The sequence below is a fragment of the Niastella sp. sgz303648 genome (assembly GCF_059587045.1).
In genome coordinates, this window is record NZ_JCAPSW010000005.1 from 480,550 (window position 1) to 503,709 (window position 23,160).

Consider the following 23,160-nt stretch of genomic DNA (forward strand, 5'->3'; position numbering starts at 1 on the left):
ATGATATAAATGTTACACTTCCTCAAAAGGGTTTTATTTTACCACCATTCATTCAACCAAAGACGCCATTCATCATCCCTCAATAACACAGTTCGATAACTACCGGTAACAGATATTTGAATTAGGTTTAGTTTCGCCCCCGATATTTTCCTAACTCATCCCGTTAAATTTCCTGTAAATGGAGAAAGTTAAACCTTATTCTAATCCGGCCCAGCCGGCTACCGGTGCCAATACCAATGATGCGCTGCCATCTGATGGATATACCAAATTATCTATACCACAAATCAATTTGCCCAAAGGAGGAGGCGCCATACAATCGATCGCTGAAAAATTTTCAGTGAACGCTGCTAACGGCACCGCCGGTTTCAGTATCCCCTTCCCCTTTTCGCCTTCCCGCAATGGGTTTATGCCATCTATGACGTTGAGCTACAACTCAGGTAGTGGCAACGGTGTTTTTGGACTGGGGTGGAGTGCCGAACCTGCATCCATTGCACGAAGAACCGATAAAAAACTACCACAGTATAACGATGCCGGAGAATCGGATACCTTTATTTTCTCCGGTGCTGAAGACCTGGTACCTGTATTTGAAAAAGACAACTCAGGTAACTGGGTAAAATACAGCCGGTCTGAAAATGGCAATACCATTGTACGCTACCGGCCACGTATGGAAGGCGGTTTTGCCCACATCGAAAAAATAACAGAGGCAAATGGAAATACATACTGGAAGGTCATCGATGGTAATAATATGGTATCGGTGTTCGGTAAAAGCCAAACAGCGCAACTGGCAGACCCGAACGATCCTCGCCGGGTCTTTAAATGGCTATTTGAATTCAGTTACGACGACAAAGGCAATTGTTACCAGTATGAATACAAAAAAGAAGACACAATAAATGTACAGCAACAACTGTACGAAAAAAACCGGCTCAATAATATGGCCGGATTTACAAATGTGTATCTGAAAAAGATCAAATATGGCAACAAATTTCATTTTAACAGAACAGCCATAGATATTACCAACTGGGAAAATTTTCTGCAGAACATAGAATACCTGCTGGAGCTGGTATTAGACTATGGCGAACACAATACCGCCAACCCGCAACCGGATGATAATACAGGCTGGTTATGCCGAACTGATCCCTTTTCGGATTACCGGCCGGGATTTGAGATCCGAACCTATCGTTTATGCCGCCGGTTACTAATGTTTCATCGTTTTAACGAACTGGGTAATACACCCTGCCTCGTTTGTTCAACAGATTTAGATTATGCAGCAGGTACTGCCTTTAGCTTTTTGCAAACGGCAACACAAAAAGGTTATATACGTAAAACAGCCGGTTCGTACACCCAAAAAGCAATGCCCCCTGTTGCATTTACGTATGAACCATTGGGCTGGAACACCGAAGTAAAAACACTGCCGGCCGAAAGTCTTGATAATTTACCCGACGGCATTGACAATAACAACTATCAATGGATCGATCTGTATAACGAAGGCGTTTCGGGTATACTTACCGAACAGGCAGGCGCCTGGTATTATAAAAGCAACGCCGGCGAAGGAAAATTTGAAGGCACGCATCTGGTAGCCGTTAAACCTTCGCTTACCGGTATAACAGCTGGAAGTTTACATCTCCAGGACCTGGAAGCCAAAGGACAACAGTTTTTGGTGAGTAATGACCTGCAGGGGTATTACGAGTTGGATGATGACAAGAACTGGCGACCGTTCAAAAATTTTGAAAATATACCCAATATCAACTGGTATGATCCCCAATTAAAAATGCTTGACCTGAATGGCGACGGTATTGCCGACCTGCTTATTTCGGAAGAAGAAGTATTTACCTGGTATGCATCTAAAGGAAAAGAAGGTTTTGACGATTACCGGCAACTTCACAAAGCATTGGATGAAGAAAAAGGACCTGTAACCTTATTTGCCAATAGCAACGAAGCCCTGTTGCTGGCCGATATGAGCGGCGATGGTCTGATGGACATTGTTCGTATCCGTTATAGCGAAGTCGCATACTGGCCCAACCTGGGCTATGGAAAATTCGGTGCAAAAGTACATATGAGCAATGCCCCGGTATTTGACCGGCCCGAAGATTTTAACCCATTGTATTTAAAGCCGGCCGACCTGGATGGTTCCGGCACTACCGATCTTGTTTACCTCGGCAACAATACCTGTAAAATATATTTTAACCAGGCAGGGAACAGCTGGAGTGCAGAGAATTTAGTGCAGGGTATAAACCCGCTTCCCTTTGCTGCGATTGATAATTACAGTAATACAAGTGTTATTGATCTGTTGGGCAACGGCACTGGTTGTATCGTATGGTCATCTCCCCTGCCCCGTTATATCGGCAGCCAGCTTCAATACATCGATTTGATGGGTGGCAAAAAACCACACGTGATGACCTCTTTTAAAAACAATATGGGCAAAGAGGTTTTCATTGAACATACACCATCCACTTTCTTTTACCTGCAGGATAAAAAAGCAGGCACACCCTGGGTCACCCGGCTGCCCTTTCCGGTGCAGTGCGTAAGTAAAGTGATCATGATTGATCATATCAGGCAATCAAGATTCACCAACCAGTACAGTTATCATCATGGCTATTACGATCAGGCAGAACGGGAGTTTCGTGGCTTTGGAAGGGTTGAACAAACGGATACGGAAGACTTTGAACAATTTAAAAAGTTATCCAATCCGAATGGTTCTGTACACCTGATCGATGAAGTATTTCATCAACCTCCCATGCTTACAAAAACATGGTATCATACCGGTGCTTTTGTTGATAAGGAAAAAGTGCTGAACCAGTTTGCACATGAATATTACCAGAATAATAGCATACAGGAACAGGCATTGAGGGAGCCGGCACTCCCGGCCGGCCTTACCATAGAGGAATGGCGCGAAGCCTTGCGGGCCTGCAAAGGCCAGGCCCTACGGGCGGAAATATATTCAAAAGACGGCAGTGATAAACAGGAACAACCCTACAGCATTACTTATAACAGTTATCATATTCAATTATTGCAACCCAGGTTGGCCAACCAGTACGCCGTATTCCTGACAATGCAAAGCGAATCGCTTACCTACAACTATGAACGAAATCCGGCTGATCCGCGTATTGCCCACAGTATGACCCTTGAAACCGATGAATTGGGCAATGTATTAATGGCTGCAGTAATCAACTATGGAAGAAAAATAACCGATACGGCTTTAACAGCCACTGAACAGGCAGAACAAAGCAAAACACATCTTGTTTTTACAACCAATAAGATAACCAATAAGATCGATACCAATGCAGATTATCGTTTACCGGTTATGTATGAAACAAGTACCTACGAGCTTACCGGTTGTACACCCGGCAACGGGGATTATTTTTTCATGGATGCCATAAAAAGCGATTTTGAGCAAGCCACCCTTCTTGCCTATGAAGCGTTGCCTGCCGAAGGGGTAAAGCAAAAACGGCTGATTGATCAAACGCAGGCTGTATTTCTGAAAAATGATTTAAGCAGTCCATTAAACGCTGGTGTCATCGAATCGCTGGTTTTACCATGGCAATCGTATAAACTTTCTTTAACACCGGGTTTACGCGATTTTATATTTGGAAATAAGGTCAGTGATGCCCTTTTGCTGAATGAGGGAAAATATGTTCACCTGAATGATGCCAATTACTGGATCGCCTCCGGCACTTCGACATACGATGCCGCCAATTTTTACCAGGTAACCGCTATGAGCGACCCCTTTGGATTTACAACACAAATTGCATATGATAACGCCTATCGCTTTTTTGTTCAGCAAACCACCGATGCAGCAGGCAATATCAATAAAGTAGCAGGTTTCAATTTCCGCACCTTATCACCTTACCTGTTGCAGGATGCCAATGATAATCGCAGCGGCGTTCGCACAGATGAACTGGGTATGGTAATCCGCAGCTTTGCAATGGGTAAGGAAAATGAAACAAAGGGCGATTACCTCGATACCGGTTCTGTTGAGGCCTCGATAAACGACCAACCCACGGGTAAAATAGAATATGATCTGTTTAACTACCTGAACACCGGTCGACCCAATTTTTCAAAAACAGCCCTCCGGGAAACACATTATTTTGATAGTCCCGGCACCGGTCAACCTGAGATCTGGCAAACCAGCTATACTTATTCAGATGGCAGCGGACAGATTTTGATGCACAAAATGCAGGCTGAACCAGGCATTGCTTTACAGGAAAATGAAGACGGCACAGTAACAGAGATAGATACAACACCCAATCTGCGCTGGATCGGAAACGGTAGAACTATATTCAATAACAAAGGCAAACCGGTAAAACAGTACGAGCCTTACTTCAGCACTTCCTTTGAATTTGAAGATGCGAGGCAGCTGGTAGAGCGCGGCGTTTCTCCAATAATCACCTATGATTCGGCGGGAAGAGCGATACGAACCGACCTGCCGGATGGCACTTTTATCAAAGTAATCTACAGTGCCTGGATGCAAAAGTCGTTTGACCAGAATGATACTGTGCTCGAAAGCCAATGGTATGCCGACCGCAAAACAGCGCCTGTTTCTTCCGTTATTACGCCGGAAGAAATAGCCGCTGCCAATAAGGCCGCGGCACATGCCAATACCCCGCTTACCGGGTATTTTAATTCACTTGGCAGGCCCTTCCTCGCCGTAGCGGATAACGGACAGGGCGATCTGCATAAAATCACCAACAGGCAGGATATCAAAGGGAATACACTTGCTGTAACAGATGCACTCGGCAATGTGGTGATGACCTTTAAATATGATATACAGGGCGCGCAGTTATATCAATCCGGCATGGATACCGGCGAGCAATGGATCATCAATGATATGATGGGTAAACCCTTGCGAAACTGGGATAACCGGGGCAATGTGTTTCGTTATGAAACCGATGCTTTACACCGACCGCTTAAAATATTTGTAAAGGCCGGCAATGCTACAGAGATAAATACAGAAAAAATAGTGTACGGCGAAACTATTCCCAATGCTTCAGCCAATAACTTACGCGGCAAAGCTTACCAGCATTTTGATACATCCGGTGTTTTAACCACAATCGCCTGCGATTTTAAAGGTAACCCATTACAGTCTTCGCAACAGCTATGCAATGATTACAAAAACGACATCGACTGGAACAACAACCCTGCACTGAATGCAACCACATTTGCCTCTTCCTCGGTATTTGATGCCCTTAACAGGCCACTCAGTATAACATATCCCGATCAGAGTGTTTACAGCCCGGTTTATAATAAAACCGGTTTGCTAAAAAGCATAAACCTGCGGATCAGAGGTGCAGGCACGCAAACAAATTTTGTTAAGTCGATTGAATATGATGCAAAAGGCAAACGGCAATTGATAGTATACGGAAATGATACCTCAACCCATTACCAGTATGATCCGGTAACAATCCGGCTCACCCAACTACTTACTACAGGAAAAAATGGCACCGATCTGTTGCAACAACTGAAGTACACATACGACGCTGTTGGCAATATCAGCTTTATAAAAGATGCAGCACAGGCGGATGTTTTTTTTAATAACGCAATCGTTAAGGCAGAAAATGATTATACCTATGATCCGCTTTACCGCTTAATTCAGGCTACCGGACGGGAACATATAGGACAGAATAGCATAAATGAATTGCCGGCCAACAACAATTTCCGCAATTTCCCTTTTGCCAAAAATGTTACGGCTACAGATACACAAGCCCTGCGAAATTATACCCAAAAATACGTGTATGATGCGGTAAACAATATGCGGCAACTGCAGCACATGGCGGGTACAGGAAGCTATACACGCAATTATCAATACAATAATAATGATGCCGACAGAAATGCGCTGGGCATAGGGGCAACGCTTATAAAAAACAACCAGTTGCTGGCTACGACCATCGGCGCCGATACAACCCGTTATCAATACGACGTACATGGAAACATGCTTAACCAGCCCCATCTTCAGGGTTTGACATGGAATTCAAAAGAAGAGCTAAAGCAAATAAACATTGGTGGCGACGGCATAGCTTATTATGTTTATAATTCATCAGGTATTCGAATTCGTAAAGTAATTGAGCGGCCCGATGGTAGCAGAGAAGAAAGAATTTACCTCGGCAGTGTTGAATTGTACCGAAAATTCAACAGCACCGGAAGCATCGGGGAAGAAACGGAAACGCTGCACGTAATGGATAACAAACGGCGGATAGCGATGATAGAAACCAAAACCCTTAAAGAAGGGGTACCGGCTGCAGAGCAACTGACAAGGTACCAGTATGGCAATCATCTGGACTCATCTTCCCTCGAACTGGATGAAACCGCCACCGTCATTTCATATGAAGAATACCATCCATTCGGAACCACGGCTTATGAGTTAACGAACGCTGCCATTAATGCTGCCGCGAAACGATATCGATACACAGGCATGGAACGCGATGAGGAAAGTGGGTTACAATATTGCGGCGCCAGGTATTACATACCCTGGCTTGGACGCTGGCTAAGCCCTGACCCCACCTTTTTAAAAGATGATCTCAATGTTTATCAGTATGCACAATGTAACCCGATATCTTTTACAGACCGCACGGGTACCGATTCAAAAACTGATATAGGATCTCTGTTACAGGATATGGAGAATATAATTTACAACTATCATTACGGAAACGGGCAGTTGCGATACAGTACAGATGAACAAGAGGCAGGCTATCAAAAGGCCATACTCAATTTTATTTTATCATTTTCAGATGATCCCAAAAGTACGGTATGCAAAAAGGTCGATAACCTGACTGCCTTTGATGAGGGCATGAGGGCCGTTGCATTAAAAGTATTTAAATCGGAAGAGTTGATGAATGAATTTCGATATGCTGCGATGATGGGAAATGCAGATAGACAAACGGATGAGGGAAACCTTTTAGGGTACGGACCAACAGTAGGTTATACGACTAATCGGGGAAGTGTATTAGAAGGAACCGTTTTCTATCCCGAAGTAGGTACTAATCGCGACCGCAAAGCGAGTGCCGAAGCCAGGGCATCTGCACAGATCCTTGCACCCATGCTGGTATTTAATATTATTAACAGTATGGGAGGCGAGGCCGGAGAAGCGCCTGGCGAGGGCGGAGGAGGGTTCAGGGAAACCGCCCATGGGGCGCCGCTGGAGCCTGCAGGTAAAAATGTGAGATCAGTACCCAAAGTGGAAGGAGCCGGCAGTCACGCTCCTTCGGGAGAAGGTGCAGGTAGCAAAGGGAACAGTAACACATTCAGGCCACGCACAGCGCCAATAGAACAATCTAAGGATTACACCTGTGCATCCGCATCATTGCGTATGGTTTTAAATGACCTTGGATGGAAAAACTTTTCTGAAAATCAAATTGCGCAGGTACTCAATACTACACCAGAAGGCGCAAGCATTTTGCACATCCCCGATGCAGTAAAAAGGCTTGACATTCCAACAGGCAGAAACAACTTCATTATTGATGTTGCTGAAAATGCCCATGCAAAAGTTGAGCACATAGAAAGAGCGCTTAACAATGGTAACAAAGTAATTGCATCCATTAAAAAGGGTACTGGTTTTCACGCGATTGTTGTTGATTCAATTAAAAATGGAGAGGTCACATTAAGAGATCCTTCCGGGGGCACCATAGAGCATATGCGGAAAGCTGAATTCCAGCAAAAATTTGCTGGCAGAATGGTACAATTTGTACTTAAAAAAAATAAATAGCTACTCAAAAAATACATAAATCGAAAATACGCTTCCTATACCAATGCAGGATGAATGCATTGCCTCACGCAGCGGTATAATTAGCCTTAAAAAACAGGACACACATATGCTACATATGTCCGCAGCGCAAAAATGCTGCGGCAGGGCCCTCTTTGCCAAAACACAAATAAACCTAATCAATTTAACCATTAAAAGTATAGGTCAAAAAATGAAAATCAAACACATTCAACTCAAATCATTTGTAGTTATTACATTATTAATATCATGCATAGTATGCATAAACGCATGCCGTAAATTTAATACCGACTCACAATCTGCTATTACCGGCTTCGATATTACGTCTAACCTGTTCAACGGTAAAGAGCCCCAGGCAGTGCAGGTATATTCCGTTGCCGGCGACGGTGGTACCAGCTTATTGAATGCGCCATCGGGAATAGCTGCAGACAAAGATGGCAATACCTATGTGGCAGATGCTGCCAATAACCGTATAAGAAAAGTTACTCCGGATGGAAATATAACCACATTGGCAGGCGGTGGCTCAGTGGGGTCTGTTGACAGTATAGGCATAGCCGCTTCATTTAATCAACCTTCAGGAGTAGCCGTAGATGGATCCGGCAATGTATTCGTAGCCGACAAAGGCAATCATCGTATTCGCAAAATCACTCCTGCCGGCAGGGTTACCACCATTGCGGGTTCTGTACCTGACTTTGCTGAGGGGCCCGGCTCGGTTGCAAAATTCAACGAACCTTGCGGCATTGCTATCGATGGCTCCGGTAACCTGTATGTAGCCGATTCTAAAAACTATTGTATCCGGTTGATCAGCCTTTCGAACAACCAGGTTTTTGTACTGGCAGGCGTTCCACGGTCGCAGGGTACTACCAACGGAGCAACCAATTCGGCCCAGTTCAGAAAACCGGTGGGCGTTGCACTGGATCCATCCGGTAATGTGCTCGTGGCCGATTCGAACTGCATCCGGGAAATCGCTTCCGGACTGGTAAGCACCCTCGCAGGCAGCGATATAGCCGGTTTTTCCGAAGGAACCGGTGCAGCGGCGCAATTTAACAGTCCTACAGGCGTGGTGGCAGATGCTACCGGTAATGTATATGTTGCAGACAAGGGAAACCATCGTATTCGCAGGGTTACACCCAACGGTGTGGTAAGCACCTGGGCCGGAACCGGCAATGCCGGTTTTTTAGATGAGTCTTTTGATGTAGCCCAATTCAATGCACCTGCGGGAATGGGGATAGATGGCAATGGCAACCTGCTTGTAGCCGATGCAGGAAACAACCGGGCCAGGGGTATCGGGGCTTATGTAATAGCAGCAGGTGGTTTTGGACACAGTGTTTTTATTAAGCCGGATCACAGCCTTTGGGGCACAGGGTATAACCCATATGGACAATTGGGCGATGGCTCATTCAATAACAAAAATACACCGGTAAAAATAATGGATGATGTAAAAGCTGTTTCGGCTGGTTTTGGTAATACCATGATCATTAAAATGGATAATAGTTTGTGGGGTACCGGCTTTAACACCAGCGGGCAATTGGGCGATGGCACCACCAATAATAAAAATATGCCGGTATATATAACAGACAATGTAAAAGCCGTGTCATCTGGTGTCACTCATACCATGATCCTGAAAATGGATAATAGTCTTTGGGTTACCGGCAACAATAATTATGGACAATTAGGTATAGGACCAAAGTTTAGCAACCAGCTTATCCCGGTAAAAACAATGGATATGGTAAAAGCTATCGCGGCTGGTTCCAACTTTTCACTAATACTTAAAACGGATAATACGCTGTGGGGTGTTGGTGATAACTACTTCGGACAAATAGCGGGAGGCGATTCGATTGCCAGGAGTGCATGGGTAAAAATAACGGACAATGTAAAAGCCATGTCGGGCGGTGGTTCCCATACCCTCATTCTCAAATTGGATAATTCGCTCTGGGGGGCCGGATACAATTACTTTGGCGGCCTGGGCGTGGGTGATACCATTAATAGACGCGTTCCGGCGCATATAACCGATAATGTAAAAGATATGGTAGCCGGTGAACAGCATAGCATCTTTCTCAAAACTGATAACACCCTGTGGACAATGGGCTATAATGCCGAAGGCCAGCTGTCTGATGGTTCTCCTGCGCTTACAGTAAGGAAAACACCGAAAATAGTGATGGACCATGTACTCACATTAGCGGCGGGTGGTTACCATAACATAGTTATGAAAGCCGATCATACCATTTGGGTAGCCGGGTTTAATCAATACGGTCAACTGGGAATCGGAACAACCCAGGATGCCTTTTCGTGGGTTAATCTTCACCTGCCTTAATCTATAAAGGTTTGTCATACCAAAACTATAACACCCAAAACATCACAACAATGAAATATACAATTTCCTTCCCTGTACTGTTAGTATTAACAGCAGGGCTGCTGTTTAACGCCTGTAAAAAGATGAACAGCCTCGCAGTAACTGCAACGGATAATGCCAAAGGCTTATCTGCGATTGCTGGCATTGATGCGGGAAACCTGCAGGTGTATTCACTGGCCGGAGATGGAGGCACTGCCATTGTTAGTTCACCAACCGGTATTGCAGTTGATAAAAAAAACAACAACATATATGTGGCGGATGCCGGCAATAACCGCATTAGAAAAGTTTCTCCTGATGGAAACATAACTACCCTGGCCGGCAGCGGTGCAGTTGGGAGTGCTGATGACATAGGCGCCGCCGCTTCCTTTAACCAACCTTCAGGAGTAGCTGTAGACGATTCTGGTAATGTTTTCGTGGCTGATAAAGGAAATCACCGTATTCGAAAGATCACACCGGCCGGTAAGGTTACCACCATTGCAGGCTCTGTGCCCGACTTTGCCGAGGGCCCCGGCTCTGTAGCAAAATTCAACGAACCTACCGGCATTGCTATAGATGGCGCCGGCAACCTGTATGTAGCCGATTCTAAAAATTATTGTATCCGGTTAATCAGCCCTTCGGGCAACCACCAGGTATTTGTACTGGCAGGTATTCCGCGCTCGCCGGGAAGCTCCAACGGAGCAACCAATTCGGCCCAGTTCAGAAAACCAGTGGGCATTACATTAGATACAGCCGGTAATGTGTTCGTGGGCGACTCGAACAGCATCCGGGAAATCACTGCGGGGCAGGTAAGCACCCTGGCCGGCAGCGATGCAGCTGGTTTTGCCGAAGGAACCGGTTCGGCGGCAAAATTTAACGGGCCAACAGGATTGATAACAGATGCTACCGGTAATCTATATGTGGCCGACGCGGGTAATCATCGCATTCGCCTGGTTATCCCGCTTGCAAACGGGAGCGGTGAAGTAGCCACATTTGCCGGCAATGGCAATGCGTCGTTTGAGGACGGATTGCTGTCAGAGGCGTCGTTTAAACTTCCTTCCGGCGTAGCTTTTGATGCCGGCGGCACTGTATATGTCGCCGATGCCGGCAATAACCGCATCCGTGAAGTAAAAGCCTTTATTAAGATAACAGCAGGCCCTTTGACCAGTTTTTTCATTAAAACAGATAATAGCCTCTGGGCTGCCGGATATAATAATTACGGACAGTTAGGAGACGGTTCCAATACAGATAAATATTTTCCGGTAAAAATAATGGACAATGTAAAAGCTGTTGCAACCGGCGATTACCATACGCTTATACTCAAAACAGATAACAGCCTCTGGGTTACCGGATTGAATAACTATGGACAGCTGGGAGATGGTACTACCGATAATAAGAATATCCCTGTAAAAATAATGGACAATGTAAAAACCATGGCAACAGGGGGATACCATAGCCTCATCATCAAAACAGACAATAGTCTCTGGGCCACCGGGGCCGGCTATTATGGACAATTGGCTGATGGTGCCAGTATTACTTTGAGAAGCACACCAATAAAAGTAATGGATAATGTAAAAGCTGTATCAGCAGGTGAATATCATAGCCTGATCCTTAAAACTGATAATTCTCTGTGGGGAGTAGGATATAATATCCATGGCGAATTAGGAGATGGCACTATTAATAACCGGACTACGCTGGTAAGAATGATGGATAATGTAAAAGCTGTTACGGCCGGTTATTTTCATAGTCTCATTCTTAAAACGGATAATAGTCTCTGGGGTACGGGGGAAAACTTCAGTGGGGAATTAGGTGATGGCACTTACCAGGCAAAACAAACACCGGTAAAAATAATGGACAATGCAAAAACCATGGCAGCAGGTGGCGGATTTAGTTTCATTCTTAAAACAGACAATACACTTTGGTCTACCGGTGCCGGCTCCTTTGGACAGTTGGGAGATGGCTTCGGTACTATCAGAAACAAACCAGCTAAAGTCATGGAAAATGTACAGGCTATAGCCATAGGGCATTGGCATAGCCTGATTGTAAAAGCCAATAATACGCCCTGGTCTGTAGGGTATAACGTTGTTGGTCAACTGGGAGATGGAACAACCCAGGACAAAGTTTCCTGGCTTACTGTTCCGTTGCCTTAAAGCGTTTACAAAGCAAATTTAAACCACTGTAAAAAAAGCTTTCCGATTGCCAAAACAGAAATACAAAATAACAGATCTATGAAATGTACAATTTCCTTTCCTGCTCTTTTATTAATAACAACTGCATTACTATCCGGCGCCTGTAAAAAGATGGACAACCTCGCATTAACGGCAACGGATAGTGCCAAAAGCTTATCTGCGATTGCAGGCAGTGATGCCGGCAACCTGCAGGTATATTCACTGGCGGGAGATGGCACCACTACCCTGTTTAATTCCCCATCGGGTATTGCGATAGATAAGAACAATAATATTTATGTGGCAGACGCCGCCAATAATCGCATTCGCAAAATTACGCCGGCAGGAAGCATCACCACTCTGGCAGGAAGCGGCGCAGCAGGTTCCCTTGATAGTATCGCCGCAGTCGCTTCGTTTAACAAACCTTCCGGGGTAGCCGTAGACGATTCAGGCAATGTATTTGTGGCCGATAAAGGAAATCACCGTATTCGAAAGATCACAACGGCTGGCAGGGTTATCACCATTGCAGGTTCTGTGCCCGACTTTGCCGAAGGGCCAGGTTCGGTTGCGAAATTCAATGAGCCTTCCGGCATTGCTATAGACGGTTCCTGTAACCTGTATGTAGCCGATTCTAAAAATTATTGTATCCGGTTGATCCTCCCTTCGGGGAACAACCAGGTTTTTGTACTGGCAGGCATTCCCCGTTCGCCGGGAAGCTCCAACGGAGTAACCAATTCGGCCCAGTTCAGAAAACCCGCAGGCATTACGTTGGATGCAGCCGGTAATGTGTTCGTGGCTGACTCAAACAGCATTCGTCAAATCGCCGGCGGGCAGGTAAGTACCCTGGCAGGCAGCGATGCCGCTGGTTTTGCCGAAGGCGCCGGCTCTGCAGCACAATTTAACGGGGTTACAGGATTAACAACCGATGCTACCGGTAATATATATGTGGCCGACGCGGGTAATCATCGCATCCGGCTTGTTACAACAACCGGCGTTGCAAGCACAGTTGCAGGCAATGGCATAGCAACATTTTCAGATGGATTCCTCTCTGATGCGTCGTTTAAACTCCCTTCAGGCGTAGTTATTGATGCTAACGGTAGTATATATATTGCCGATGCCGGCAATAACCGCATCCGGCAAATCAGACCTTTTACGATGGTCTTTGCCGGCAGTTTTCACACACTTGTCATTAAAGAAGATAATTCGCTCTGGGCCACCGGTGAAAACCGTTACGGAGCATTTGGAGACGGCACCGTTGTTGCTAAAAATGCACCGGTAAAAATAATGGATAACGTAAAAGCTGTTGCGCCGGGAACCTGGCATAGTCTCATACTTAAAACAGATAACTCCCTCTGGGGTACAGGATCAAATTATACAGGACAGTTAGGCGATGGCACCAACGTTGATAAATACACACCGGTAAAAATAATGGATAACGTAAAAGCTATTGCTTCAGCAGGCAGCTGGCATAGCCTCATACTTAAAACAGATAATACCCTGTGGGCTACCGGCATTAATACAGATGGAGAATTAGGCGACGGTACCAATGCTCATAAATACACACCAGTAAAAATAATGGATAATGTAAAAGCCATATCGGCAGGAGGTTATCATAGTTTCATGCTTAAAACAGACAACTCGCTTTGGGCTACCGGGTCTAATGTTTATGGGCAACTTGGTGATGGAACCAATGTTAATAAAAACAAACCTGTAAAAATAATGGATAATGTAAGAGCCATGTCGGCGGGTTACGAACACAGCGCTATCCTTAAAATGGATAATACATTATGGGCAACCGGTTACAACAATCACGGAGAGCTGGGCGATGGAACTACCAGCCATAAGTACTCACCGGTAAAAGTGATGGACAATGTAATATCGGTTTCGGCAGGCTCATACTATACACTCATAGTAAAACCAGTGAATACCGTATGGGCAGTGGGCAATAACCCGGGTGGCGTATTAGGCATTGGAAATAATCAAAACAGCATTAGCTGGGTTCGCATGCTTTTGCCATAAATACTTTATAAGATCAACTTACAGTAACAATAAATATTCAAACCTATCTTTCAATGAAAAAAAAGTCAACATCTGCTAAAAAGAGCGAATCCCATAAAGGTTATCTCACCACATCAGCGTTAAATGAAGTATCGAAACTGGCGCAACTGGGCGGATTAAAAGAAAAGGAGCTGGAAACCTTCCTCGAAGTATATAATAATTCGGCAGGTGCCAAAGATAATTTCTGGGAGCAGGTACATAACCATCCGCTGCTTCAAAATAATATACACCTCGATCAGTTGCAGGCCGTGTTCAGCCTGTCGAAATACACCGGTAACAATCTGCCATTGATAGAAGAGCTGATCGGGTCGGGAAAAATTAAATCAAAAGCCGATCTGTCGGCCCTGGCTGCCTATGATAAAAACGACTGGGAAGCCTTGCTGCACAAAAAGGAAATTAAAACGGCTGGCACCCACAGCAAAACAGCAGCGAATATCCAGGAAGCAGCAGATACCCAACAAACGGCCGGTCAACTCGAAGCAATCTTTGCAGGTTTGTTTCCTACAGCTGCTTTTTCGGCCCGGCTGGCAAAAGATACCGGCAGTAAGGTTAAGCATCGGGATGCGGTTGTTCAATTCCTGCGTGATAACGAACACTTCGATTTGCTAAAAAACCATGTGAATGTATTTCTGCGCGATAACCCAAAAGCATTGCCCGAAAAAGAAGCCACGGAAGTAGCCAGTCAGCTGTTACGCATGCAGCGAATATTCAGACTTAGCCCCGACTACAAGACCACCTCTACCCTGCTGAACAATAATATTCATTCGGCGCAACAGATCTACAAAATGGGTAAAGACAATTTTGTACACACCTACGCCGGTGAACTGGGCGAACAACAGGCAAACGATATATTTCAAAAAGCAAGCACGGCGCATGCTACTGCTTTGGCGCTTGCAGGCAACCTCAGGGCAATGGCCGATGCCTCGGCGCTGAATGCCTTCCCTAACCTGAAACAAACAATCACCACCTCGCTTATAACGGTATTGCCTAACCTCGAAACCCTGTTTGGCCATACTGATTATTTCAACACTGCCGAAAGTAATTCTGTTTATGGGGCACCTGCCTATCTTACAGATATTTTGCATTTTCTGGAAAACAGAAACAGCACTTTGGCCGTTAGCACTAAAGCCAACAGAACAAAAGCTTCGGTAAAAGACCTGCTGCTGCAACGCAGACCCGATATAGGCGATATCGACCTGAATGGCAGCAATACCGATACAGAAATACCATATATTGATATTGCCTGCGAGATTATGGAAGACTATATTGCAGCGCCTGCAGTAACCATTGCCGCAAGCCTGCTGCCTAAACTGGTTAAAGGCACTATCGATGCATCGCTGGTAACGGCCATCAATACCCAATTAACCGCTTCAGGCTTAACGAACATCAATACCCTGCTAACCAACAATGCCACCGTTTCGGATAAATACACCAACGGCCGGCTAAAAACCGACAATACGTATGTTAATGAAGACCACTGGGTGATACGCGATAGCATGATAGTGCTCAGGGCTACAGATTTGGGCACAGGCGGCATCGAATGCAGGGTACTTCACCAAACATTGCTGTCCCCAGAGGCTGTGAGCACTGGCCCTGAATATGTGAACCTCATTACCTATAATAACTTTTTGAAAACAGCCAAACGGCCGTTTACGCTTCCGTTTGACCTTTTTGAAACAGAAGGTGAAATGTACCTCGAAAAATTGGGTGTTACCAAAGCGACGCTGATTGAAACCTTTGGCGCCGATTTTAAAACATTAACAGGGACTACCGACACCGAAAAATCAATAGCTTTTGCCAGCCTTGGCATTAACCAGGCCGAAAGAGCTTTGATCACTACTGCCGATACTGCCAACCAAACACTTTACTGGGGGCCTGATGTTACTTCCTCAACCACCTCCCTGGCGGTAAACACTTTCGAAAAACTTACCGGGCTGAATTATCAGCAGGCTATGGATCTGCTGAACCAAAGTGTTGTTTCACCCGCCGTAACTATTGTGCACGACGATCTTACGGCCGATACCAGTAAACAGCACATCACCAACCTCACAGCCGGTTCGCTCGATGCTATTCACCGGTTCCTGCGCTTATGGCGTAAAACCAGCTTTACCTTTAAAGAACTGAATGCCATCCGGCAGTCGTCTGCCATTGGCCAGGGTAACATAGATGCCCACCTGATATGGGGGTTGCAATATTTTATTTCGCTGCAGCAACGTCTTCAGTTAAGTGCATTCGAACTGCTGGCGTTTTACGATGTACTGGAAAAAGATACCTATAACCAGTTATTTCAAAACAGCGCCATCACCAATCCGGTTGATCCTGTTTTTGCTTACGATAAAGTGTATACTTCTACAGGCAATGGTGCATTCACCACCAGCTCAAAAGCTGTTATAGCGGCCGTATTACAGATATCTATGAGCGACCTCGACCAGCTGTTTTCCTATATACCTAACCTTAATAGTATAACCGGCGTTAACCTCTCCCATCTTTACCGGCATGCCCGGCTGGCGCGCTCACTGGGCATCTCAATTTCCGATCTCATTAATCTGCTTCAATTATTTGGCCCCGGCCCTTTCACCAGTGTTATTACCACCTTTGAGTTCCTTGAAAAATACAAGGTGCTGCAAACATCGGGTTGCAGCATTGATGAACTGAATTACATTTTGCGGCACCAGAACAACAGTAGTAAAACGTTGGTGCCTTCCGGTGATGTGGTAGCTGCTGCGTTAACCGGGTTGCAGGATGCGCTGCTGGCTGTTAGGGCATCTACCCAATCTGCAGCTGACCCGAACGGAGATCTGCTGAATAAATGGTTGTCTGATCCGTTATTCAACTGGAATACAGGTTTGCTGCAAAGGCTGATTACTATTTGCAATACAACCAACGATGCCGAGTATACCCAGAAGCTGCAGGATAATGCCGGTTTCCTCATCAACCTGCGTATGGTATATCACGACACCCTGTTAAAGGCTGATCTGCCATCACTACCGTCTATTCAATTCCCGGGCTCCATAGCCGCACAATTATCGTATGATACCAATAAAAAACAGCTAATACTGACTGGTTATATGAGTGCTGATGACCGTACCGCCTTATTGGCATTAAGCAGCGACGTGGCTTATCAAAATGCCATCAACCTGTTGTACACGGCGGCACAGCAAACAGACAGCAGCGCTGCCAACAGGTTCTTTAACACAACTACCGATATTACCAATAATATTGGCGGTATTTTATTTGCCAATGGAATAGAGAACCGGTTTGCCTGGTTCCTGAATAAGCTGGCGCCTGTTTATACGAAAGGGCAGCAACAAAACCAGCTGGTGAATACCATCAGCGCCTGGTTCAATACCGATAAGTCAGTGGTGAGTCAACTGTTATTGTCTGCTCCCGGCATCTTCAATGATTTTACTGCCGATGGTTTTGTTAATAAAATACCGGGCACCGGCAGTACGCCTTACCCGGTACAAACCAACCGTTACCTGTTGCTGGCCAAAACCTGTTTTATTATTGGCAAATTGAAACTAAGGCCAATAGATATGTCTTTTTTTATGGCACGTGCAGCAGACGTAAGCAGTTTAGACTTTAATGCTTTACCGGTAAGTGCAGTAACAGGGGGTGTTACTACATTCAGCAGCTTTGCCAACCTTATCAACCTGCTTACCTTTCAGCAATACTATCCGCCCCGCGTTACCAACAGCAGCACTAATAGTACCGTATCAATATACAGCGTGCTTAACAATCTGCTGGCAGGTACTACGTTGGCGGCACTGATCACTGAGCTATCGGTATTGACCGGCTGGAACACCGCTGTGCTGAACCAGCTACTTGTGTCGCCCAACTACCTGGGGCTGACCTTTCCAACAGATTATAAATCGGTTCGTGTGCTGCATCGTATTCATAAATGTTTTACGATGTTAAATCAGTCGGGCATACCCGTAGTCGATGCCGTAAGCTGGAGCGCCCCTTCCATAACCTATGCCGACAGCCAGAAGATTAAGCAAACACTTAAATCGAAATACAGCAATGCCGATTGGACGGTTGTAACCACTCCACTGCAAAATACCCTGCGCGAAAAGAAGCGGGATGCATTGGTCGCTTACCTGCTGGCCAATCCCGGCTCACAAAACTGGGCAACCGATAACGACCTGTACAGTTATTTTCTGCTCGATGTGGAAATGTGCAGTTGCCAGCCCACTTCGCGCATTGTGCAGGCCACCAACTCAGTACAATTGTTTGTACAACGCTGCTTTTTAAACCTTGAGCAGAATGTAGGGGTGATCACTAAAGGAGATACCGCAACAACCGATGCAAACTGGCTGCAGTGGCAATGGATGAAGAATTTCAGGGTATGGCAGGCTAATATGAAAGTGTTCCTTTATCCTGAAAATTATATAGAACCCGAATTGCTTCCCGATGAAATCAAATCATCTTTTCTGAAAGAGCTGGAAAATGACCTGCTGCAAAACGAAGTCACCGCAACTGTTGTAGAAGACGCTTTTCATAACTACCTTGAAAAGTTAGAGGCTGTGGCACGGCTTGAAGTAAAGGCTATGTGGTACGACCAGCCGGCAAAAACACTGCATGTAATTGCGCGTACATATGGTGGCAATCCAAGAAAATATTACCATCGGCGTCTTATTAATGACCTGCGATGGACACCCTGGGAAAAGATAGATCTGGATATTTCAGGCGATCACATCATAACGGCTGTATACAATAACCGTCTTTACCTGTTCTGGGCTATTATTGCAGAACAGGCCCAGGATACAACAGGCGCTATTGTAATACCTAAAATCGGTACAGATGGCACCTACAACATTCCCGTTGCACCACCCAAAAAGAGCTGGCAGATTCAACTGGCCTTCAGCGAATACAAAAACGGAAAGTGGACACCTAAGATTATTTCAGAGAATAACGATACCGGAAAAATTGTTGTGAAACAAACCAGTGATACAAAGGGTGAATTCCCGGCTAAGGAAAGTTTCTTTTTTACTCCATTAGACATACCCGCTTTTGAATATGACAAAATATTCACTACAGGCAGTCAAAAAATAACAGTGGATGCATTCAACGAAAAAGCGTTGAAAGCTGTACAGAGGAACGGTAAACTGGTGATCAGTTGTTATTATTATAAATACATCGGTGATAATATCACTGCCAACAGCACCTATATAGGTAGTTTTCAATTGGACCCGGTAAAAGGTTATCCAACTACTTTAACGGTCAAATACGGGTTAACGTTGCAGCAATCAAATTCTCACATTGAGCGAAATACCCGTAAAAGTTTTATGGTAAATATGCTGGATGTTGAAACCTTTGAAGGTCTTTCCATTTCACCACCCGAAAACGGCATCCCCGGATCGGGAACCGGAACAAACCCTAAGGTGTTAGTCGCAGACCAGGCAGGTGGTATTTTCAGCAACCTGATACCGCTTCAACTTGATTTAACCGACCGGTATAACTTTCTGAATAATATATACAGTAACGGCACCAGTGCTACTATGGAGGTTAAACTGGGAACAACGCTTCCCTATTTTTACCAGGATCAGCGCCGCACCTATTATATAGTACCCGAGTGGACCGATAACGGGTTATATGAATACCGGTATTCCAAAACCTATGATCTGACAATTATACTACTAAAGTCTGGCGCGGCAGCTTATAATGCAGAGATTATATCGATAGATGACAAGATGGGAGTGCAGCATCCCAGCAATAATCCGATTAAACCGCCGTTTACCAGCCGTTATCATAATTTTCACCACCCGCTGGTAGATTATTTTATACAGCAATTGTTTGCCAATGGCATTGACGGATTGATGGACCGTGCCACACAACTAAAAGGCGATATCATTTACGACAAAAGCGCAGGCAATTTTGATTTTAAGAATTATTTTCAACCGGTGCTTTTTAATTTCGACACTATATACAGCGGCGCCCAACTACCGGCTGTTATAGCAAATACAACACCCGACAAAACTCCGGGTTATCCCAAAGACGATGTTGATTTTAACCTGCAATCAGGCTACGGCCTTTACAACTGGGAATTGTTTTTTCATGCTCCCCTAATGATTGCCGAACGCCTGAGCCAAAACCAGCAGTTTGCTGATGCCGAACGCTGGTACAGGTTTATCTTCAACCCCATGGATACTTCTGACAATAGTGTGCCTAACAAATACTGGAATACCCGGCCATTCTTTCTTACTACCGGTACCGATTATACTAGTGAGCGTATAGACAGTATTCTGACGGGTGTTAATAAAAGCCAAACCGGAGATCCCCTGATAAAGAATGTAGACGACTGGCGCCTCAATCCTTTTCAGCCTCATTATATTGCGCAATACCGTACCGTGGCTTATCAGAAAGTAGCGGTAATGAAATATGTTGGCCATCTTATTCGTAATGGCGATTTTTTGTTCAGTCAGCATACCATGGAATCGGTGAACGAAGCTACGCAGTTGTATATTCTTGCGTCACAGATACTGGGCCCAAAACCAGAGAACATTCCTTATGTTGGTAAAACGGCAGTAGATAATTATTACCAGCTCGAAACAAAGCTCGATGCCTTGTCGGATACCCTCGTAAATATCGAGAACCTGCTGCCCCAGCATTCAGTTTCGGGATATACAGGTGTTACACCCGGCGCCGGTCTGCCGCCTCTGCAAACGCTGTATTTCGGTGTACCCATGAATGAAAAACTGGCCGGCCCCACTGGTTACTGGGATGTAGTGGCCGACCGCCTGTTCAAGATCAGGCATTGCCTGGATATAGATGGCAACCTTGCGCCTGTATCGCTGTTTTCAGCGCCTATTGATCCCGGTATGTTGGTGCGTGCTTCAGCAGCTGGTTTGAATATCAGCAGCATTTTAAATGATGTGAATGCACCGTTGCCGCTATACCGTTTTATGACGATGATGCAAAAAGCTACCGAGTTATGCAATGAAGTAAAATCATTAGGTGGAATGCTGCTGTCGGTATTGGAAAAGAAAGATGCGGAAGCCCTGGCCCTGCTTCGTTCGGGTCATGAAATTAAAATGCTCAATGCAGTATTGCTGGTAAAACAAAAGCAGATGGATGATGCACAAACAGCCATTGATAATCTGAATAAGCAGAAAGAGCTGATCACCATTCGCCGTAATTACTATAATGAATTAATTAGGGTTGGTGTAAACAACAGTGAAGCCACCGCGCTTACATTAAACAAAATTTCATTCGACCTCGATGCTGTTATTGCAGCAAGCTATGTATTGGCCGGCGGATTGCACCTGATCCCCAACTTCATATTGGGCGTTTCGGGTTTTGGCGGCTCACCCCATACCACCGTTGAAACAGGAGGAGGTCCATTTGCCAATTCTGTTGAAGCAGGCGTGAAGGCCATGACTGCCATTGGAACGGCTTTGGATAAACGAGCTTCGGTAATCAGTACCCAGTCGGGATACGACCGGCGGGCCCAGGAATGGAAATTCCAGGTAAACCTTGCCAATAAAGAACTGGAGCAAACAGAGGTGCAGATAAAAGGCGCGCAGATTCGCCTCGAAATCGCCCAAAAGGATTATGATAACCAGCAATTGCAGATCGACCAGGCCAAAGAAGCCAATGATTTTATGACCGGCAAATTCACCAATGAAGAATTGTATAGCTGGATGAGCACGCAGGTATCCAACACCTATTTCAAAAGTTACCAGTTGGCCTATGAACTGGCTAAAAAAGCAGAACGTTGCCTGCGCCACGAACTGGGCCTTGCCGATAGCTCGTACATCAACTTCGGTTATTGGGACAGCTTAAAGAAAGGATTGCTTTCCGGTGAGCAGCTGGCTTACGACCTGCATAAAATGGAAGTGGCTTATTTGGATTTGAACAAGCGGGAACTGGAACTCTCCAAACCCATATCGCTGTCGCAGTTAGACCCGGTAGCTTTACTAAAGCTGAAAACAAACGGCGAGTGCTGGATCAACCTGCCCGAAGAGCTGTTCGACATGGACTATCCCGGACACTATATGCGCAGGGTAAAATCGGTATCTGTTAGCATACCCTGTATAACCGGTCCGTACACCACCGTAAGCTGTACGCTCACAATGACCAAAAATTCCATGCGTACCAATAGCATACCGGGCAGCGAATATATTCGCAAACAAAACAACGGATTGCCGGCCGATGACCCGCGTTTCCGCGATTCAACAGGCGCCCTGCAATCTATTGCCACCAGCACCGCGCAAAATGACAGTGGTTTGTTTGAGCTGAATTTCCGCGACGACCGCTATCTGCCTTTTGAAGGAGCCGGCGCTATCAGCCAGTGGCATCTGCAGCTACCTGCTGCTGTAAAACAGTTTGATTACAATTCAATCTCCGATGTAATCATTCACCTGAAATATACAGCCCGCGATGGCGGAGCCGCTTTGAAAAAAAGCGCTACAGACAGCCTGAAAACACAGATGAACAACATGCTGGTTTCCCTGCAGGACACGGGCCTCATGCGCATTTTCAGCGCCAAAAACGATCTGCCCACAGAATGGTACCGCTTTCTGCACCCGGCTACTGCTAACGGCGATCAGGTATTAACGTTGAACTTAGATGAAAGCAGGTTCCCTTTATTTACACAGGGCAAAAACATCAAAATAAAATCAATAGAACTGGTAGCCGACAGTACTACCGCCATCAACGATCTGCGCTGTACACCGGCCGGCCCCGTAGCCTCCATTAACCTTACGGCTACAGGTACGTATGGCAGTGGGTTTAATGCTACTATTGACTACAATAGCAGTAAGAAAAATCCCGGTATATGGACCATCACCAACCTGGCAGGTAATGCACGGTTAACAGACAGCAATCCGCAGAATAGCGACATATTGATAAAAAACATGGTCATCATTGTACACTATGAGATTTCATAACGAAAA

General features: G+C 45.4%; 5 protein-coding genes. All 5 read left to right on the forward strand.

The features are described 5' to 3' along the window. Window positions 1-178 precede the first annotated feature (178 nt). The 5 genes from AC59IL_RS17590 to AC59IL_RS17610 all read left to right on the forward strand — a co-directional run bounded on the left by AC59IL_RS17590 (window position 179) and on the right by AC59IL_RS17610 (window position 23,154). A complete protein-coding gene (locus tag AC59IL_RS17590; protein WP_496553482.1) occupies window positions 179-7,696 on the forward strand; it encodes a SpvB/TcaC N-terminal domain-containing protein in 7,518 nt (2,505 codons plus the stop codon). 208 nt (window positions 7,697-7,904) lie between these two features. Then, window positions 7,905-10,025 carry a hypothetical protein gene (locus AC59IL_RS17595; protein WP_496553483.1) on the forward strand — a complete coding sequence of 707 codons (2,121 nt, stop codon included), beginning with the start codon at window positions 7,905-7,907 and terminating at the stop codon, window positions 10,023-10,025. A gap of 50 nt (window positions 10,026-10,075) precedes the next feature. Beyond that, window positions 10,076-12,190 carry an SMP-30/gluconolactonase/LRE family protein gene (locus tag AC59IL_RS17600; protein ID WP_496553484.1) on the forward strand — a complete coding sequence of 705 codons (2,115 nt, stop codon included), beginning with the start codon at window positions 10,076-10,078 and terminating at the stop codon, window positions 12,188-12,190. Between the two features lie 78 nt (window positions 12,191-12,268). Next, the gene (locus AC59IL_RS17605; protein ID WP_496553485.1) at window positions 12,269-14,224 is read left to right on the forward strand and encodes an RCC1 domain-containing protein; all 1,956 of its coding nucleotides are present in this window, start codon (window positions 12,269-12,271) and stop codon (window positions 14,222-14,224) included. Window positions 14,225-14,277: 53 nt separating this feature from the next. Beyond that, window positions 14,278-23,154 carry a Tc toxin subunit A-related protein gene (locus tag AC59IL_RS17610; protein WP_496553486.1) on the forward strand — a complete coding sequence of 2,959 codons (8,877 nt, stop codon included), beginning with the start codon at window positions 14,278-14,280 and terminating at the stop codon, window positions 23,152-23,154. Window positions 23,155-23,160: the final 6 nt, after the last annotated feature.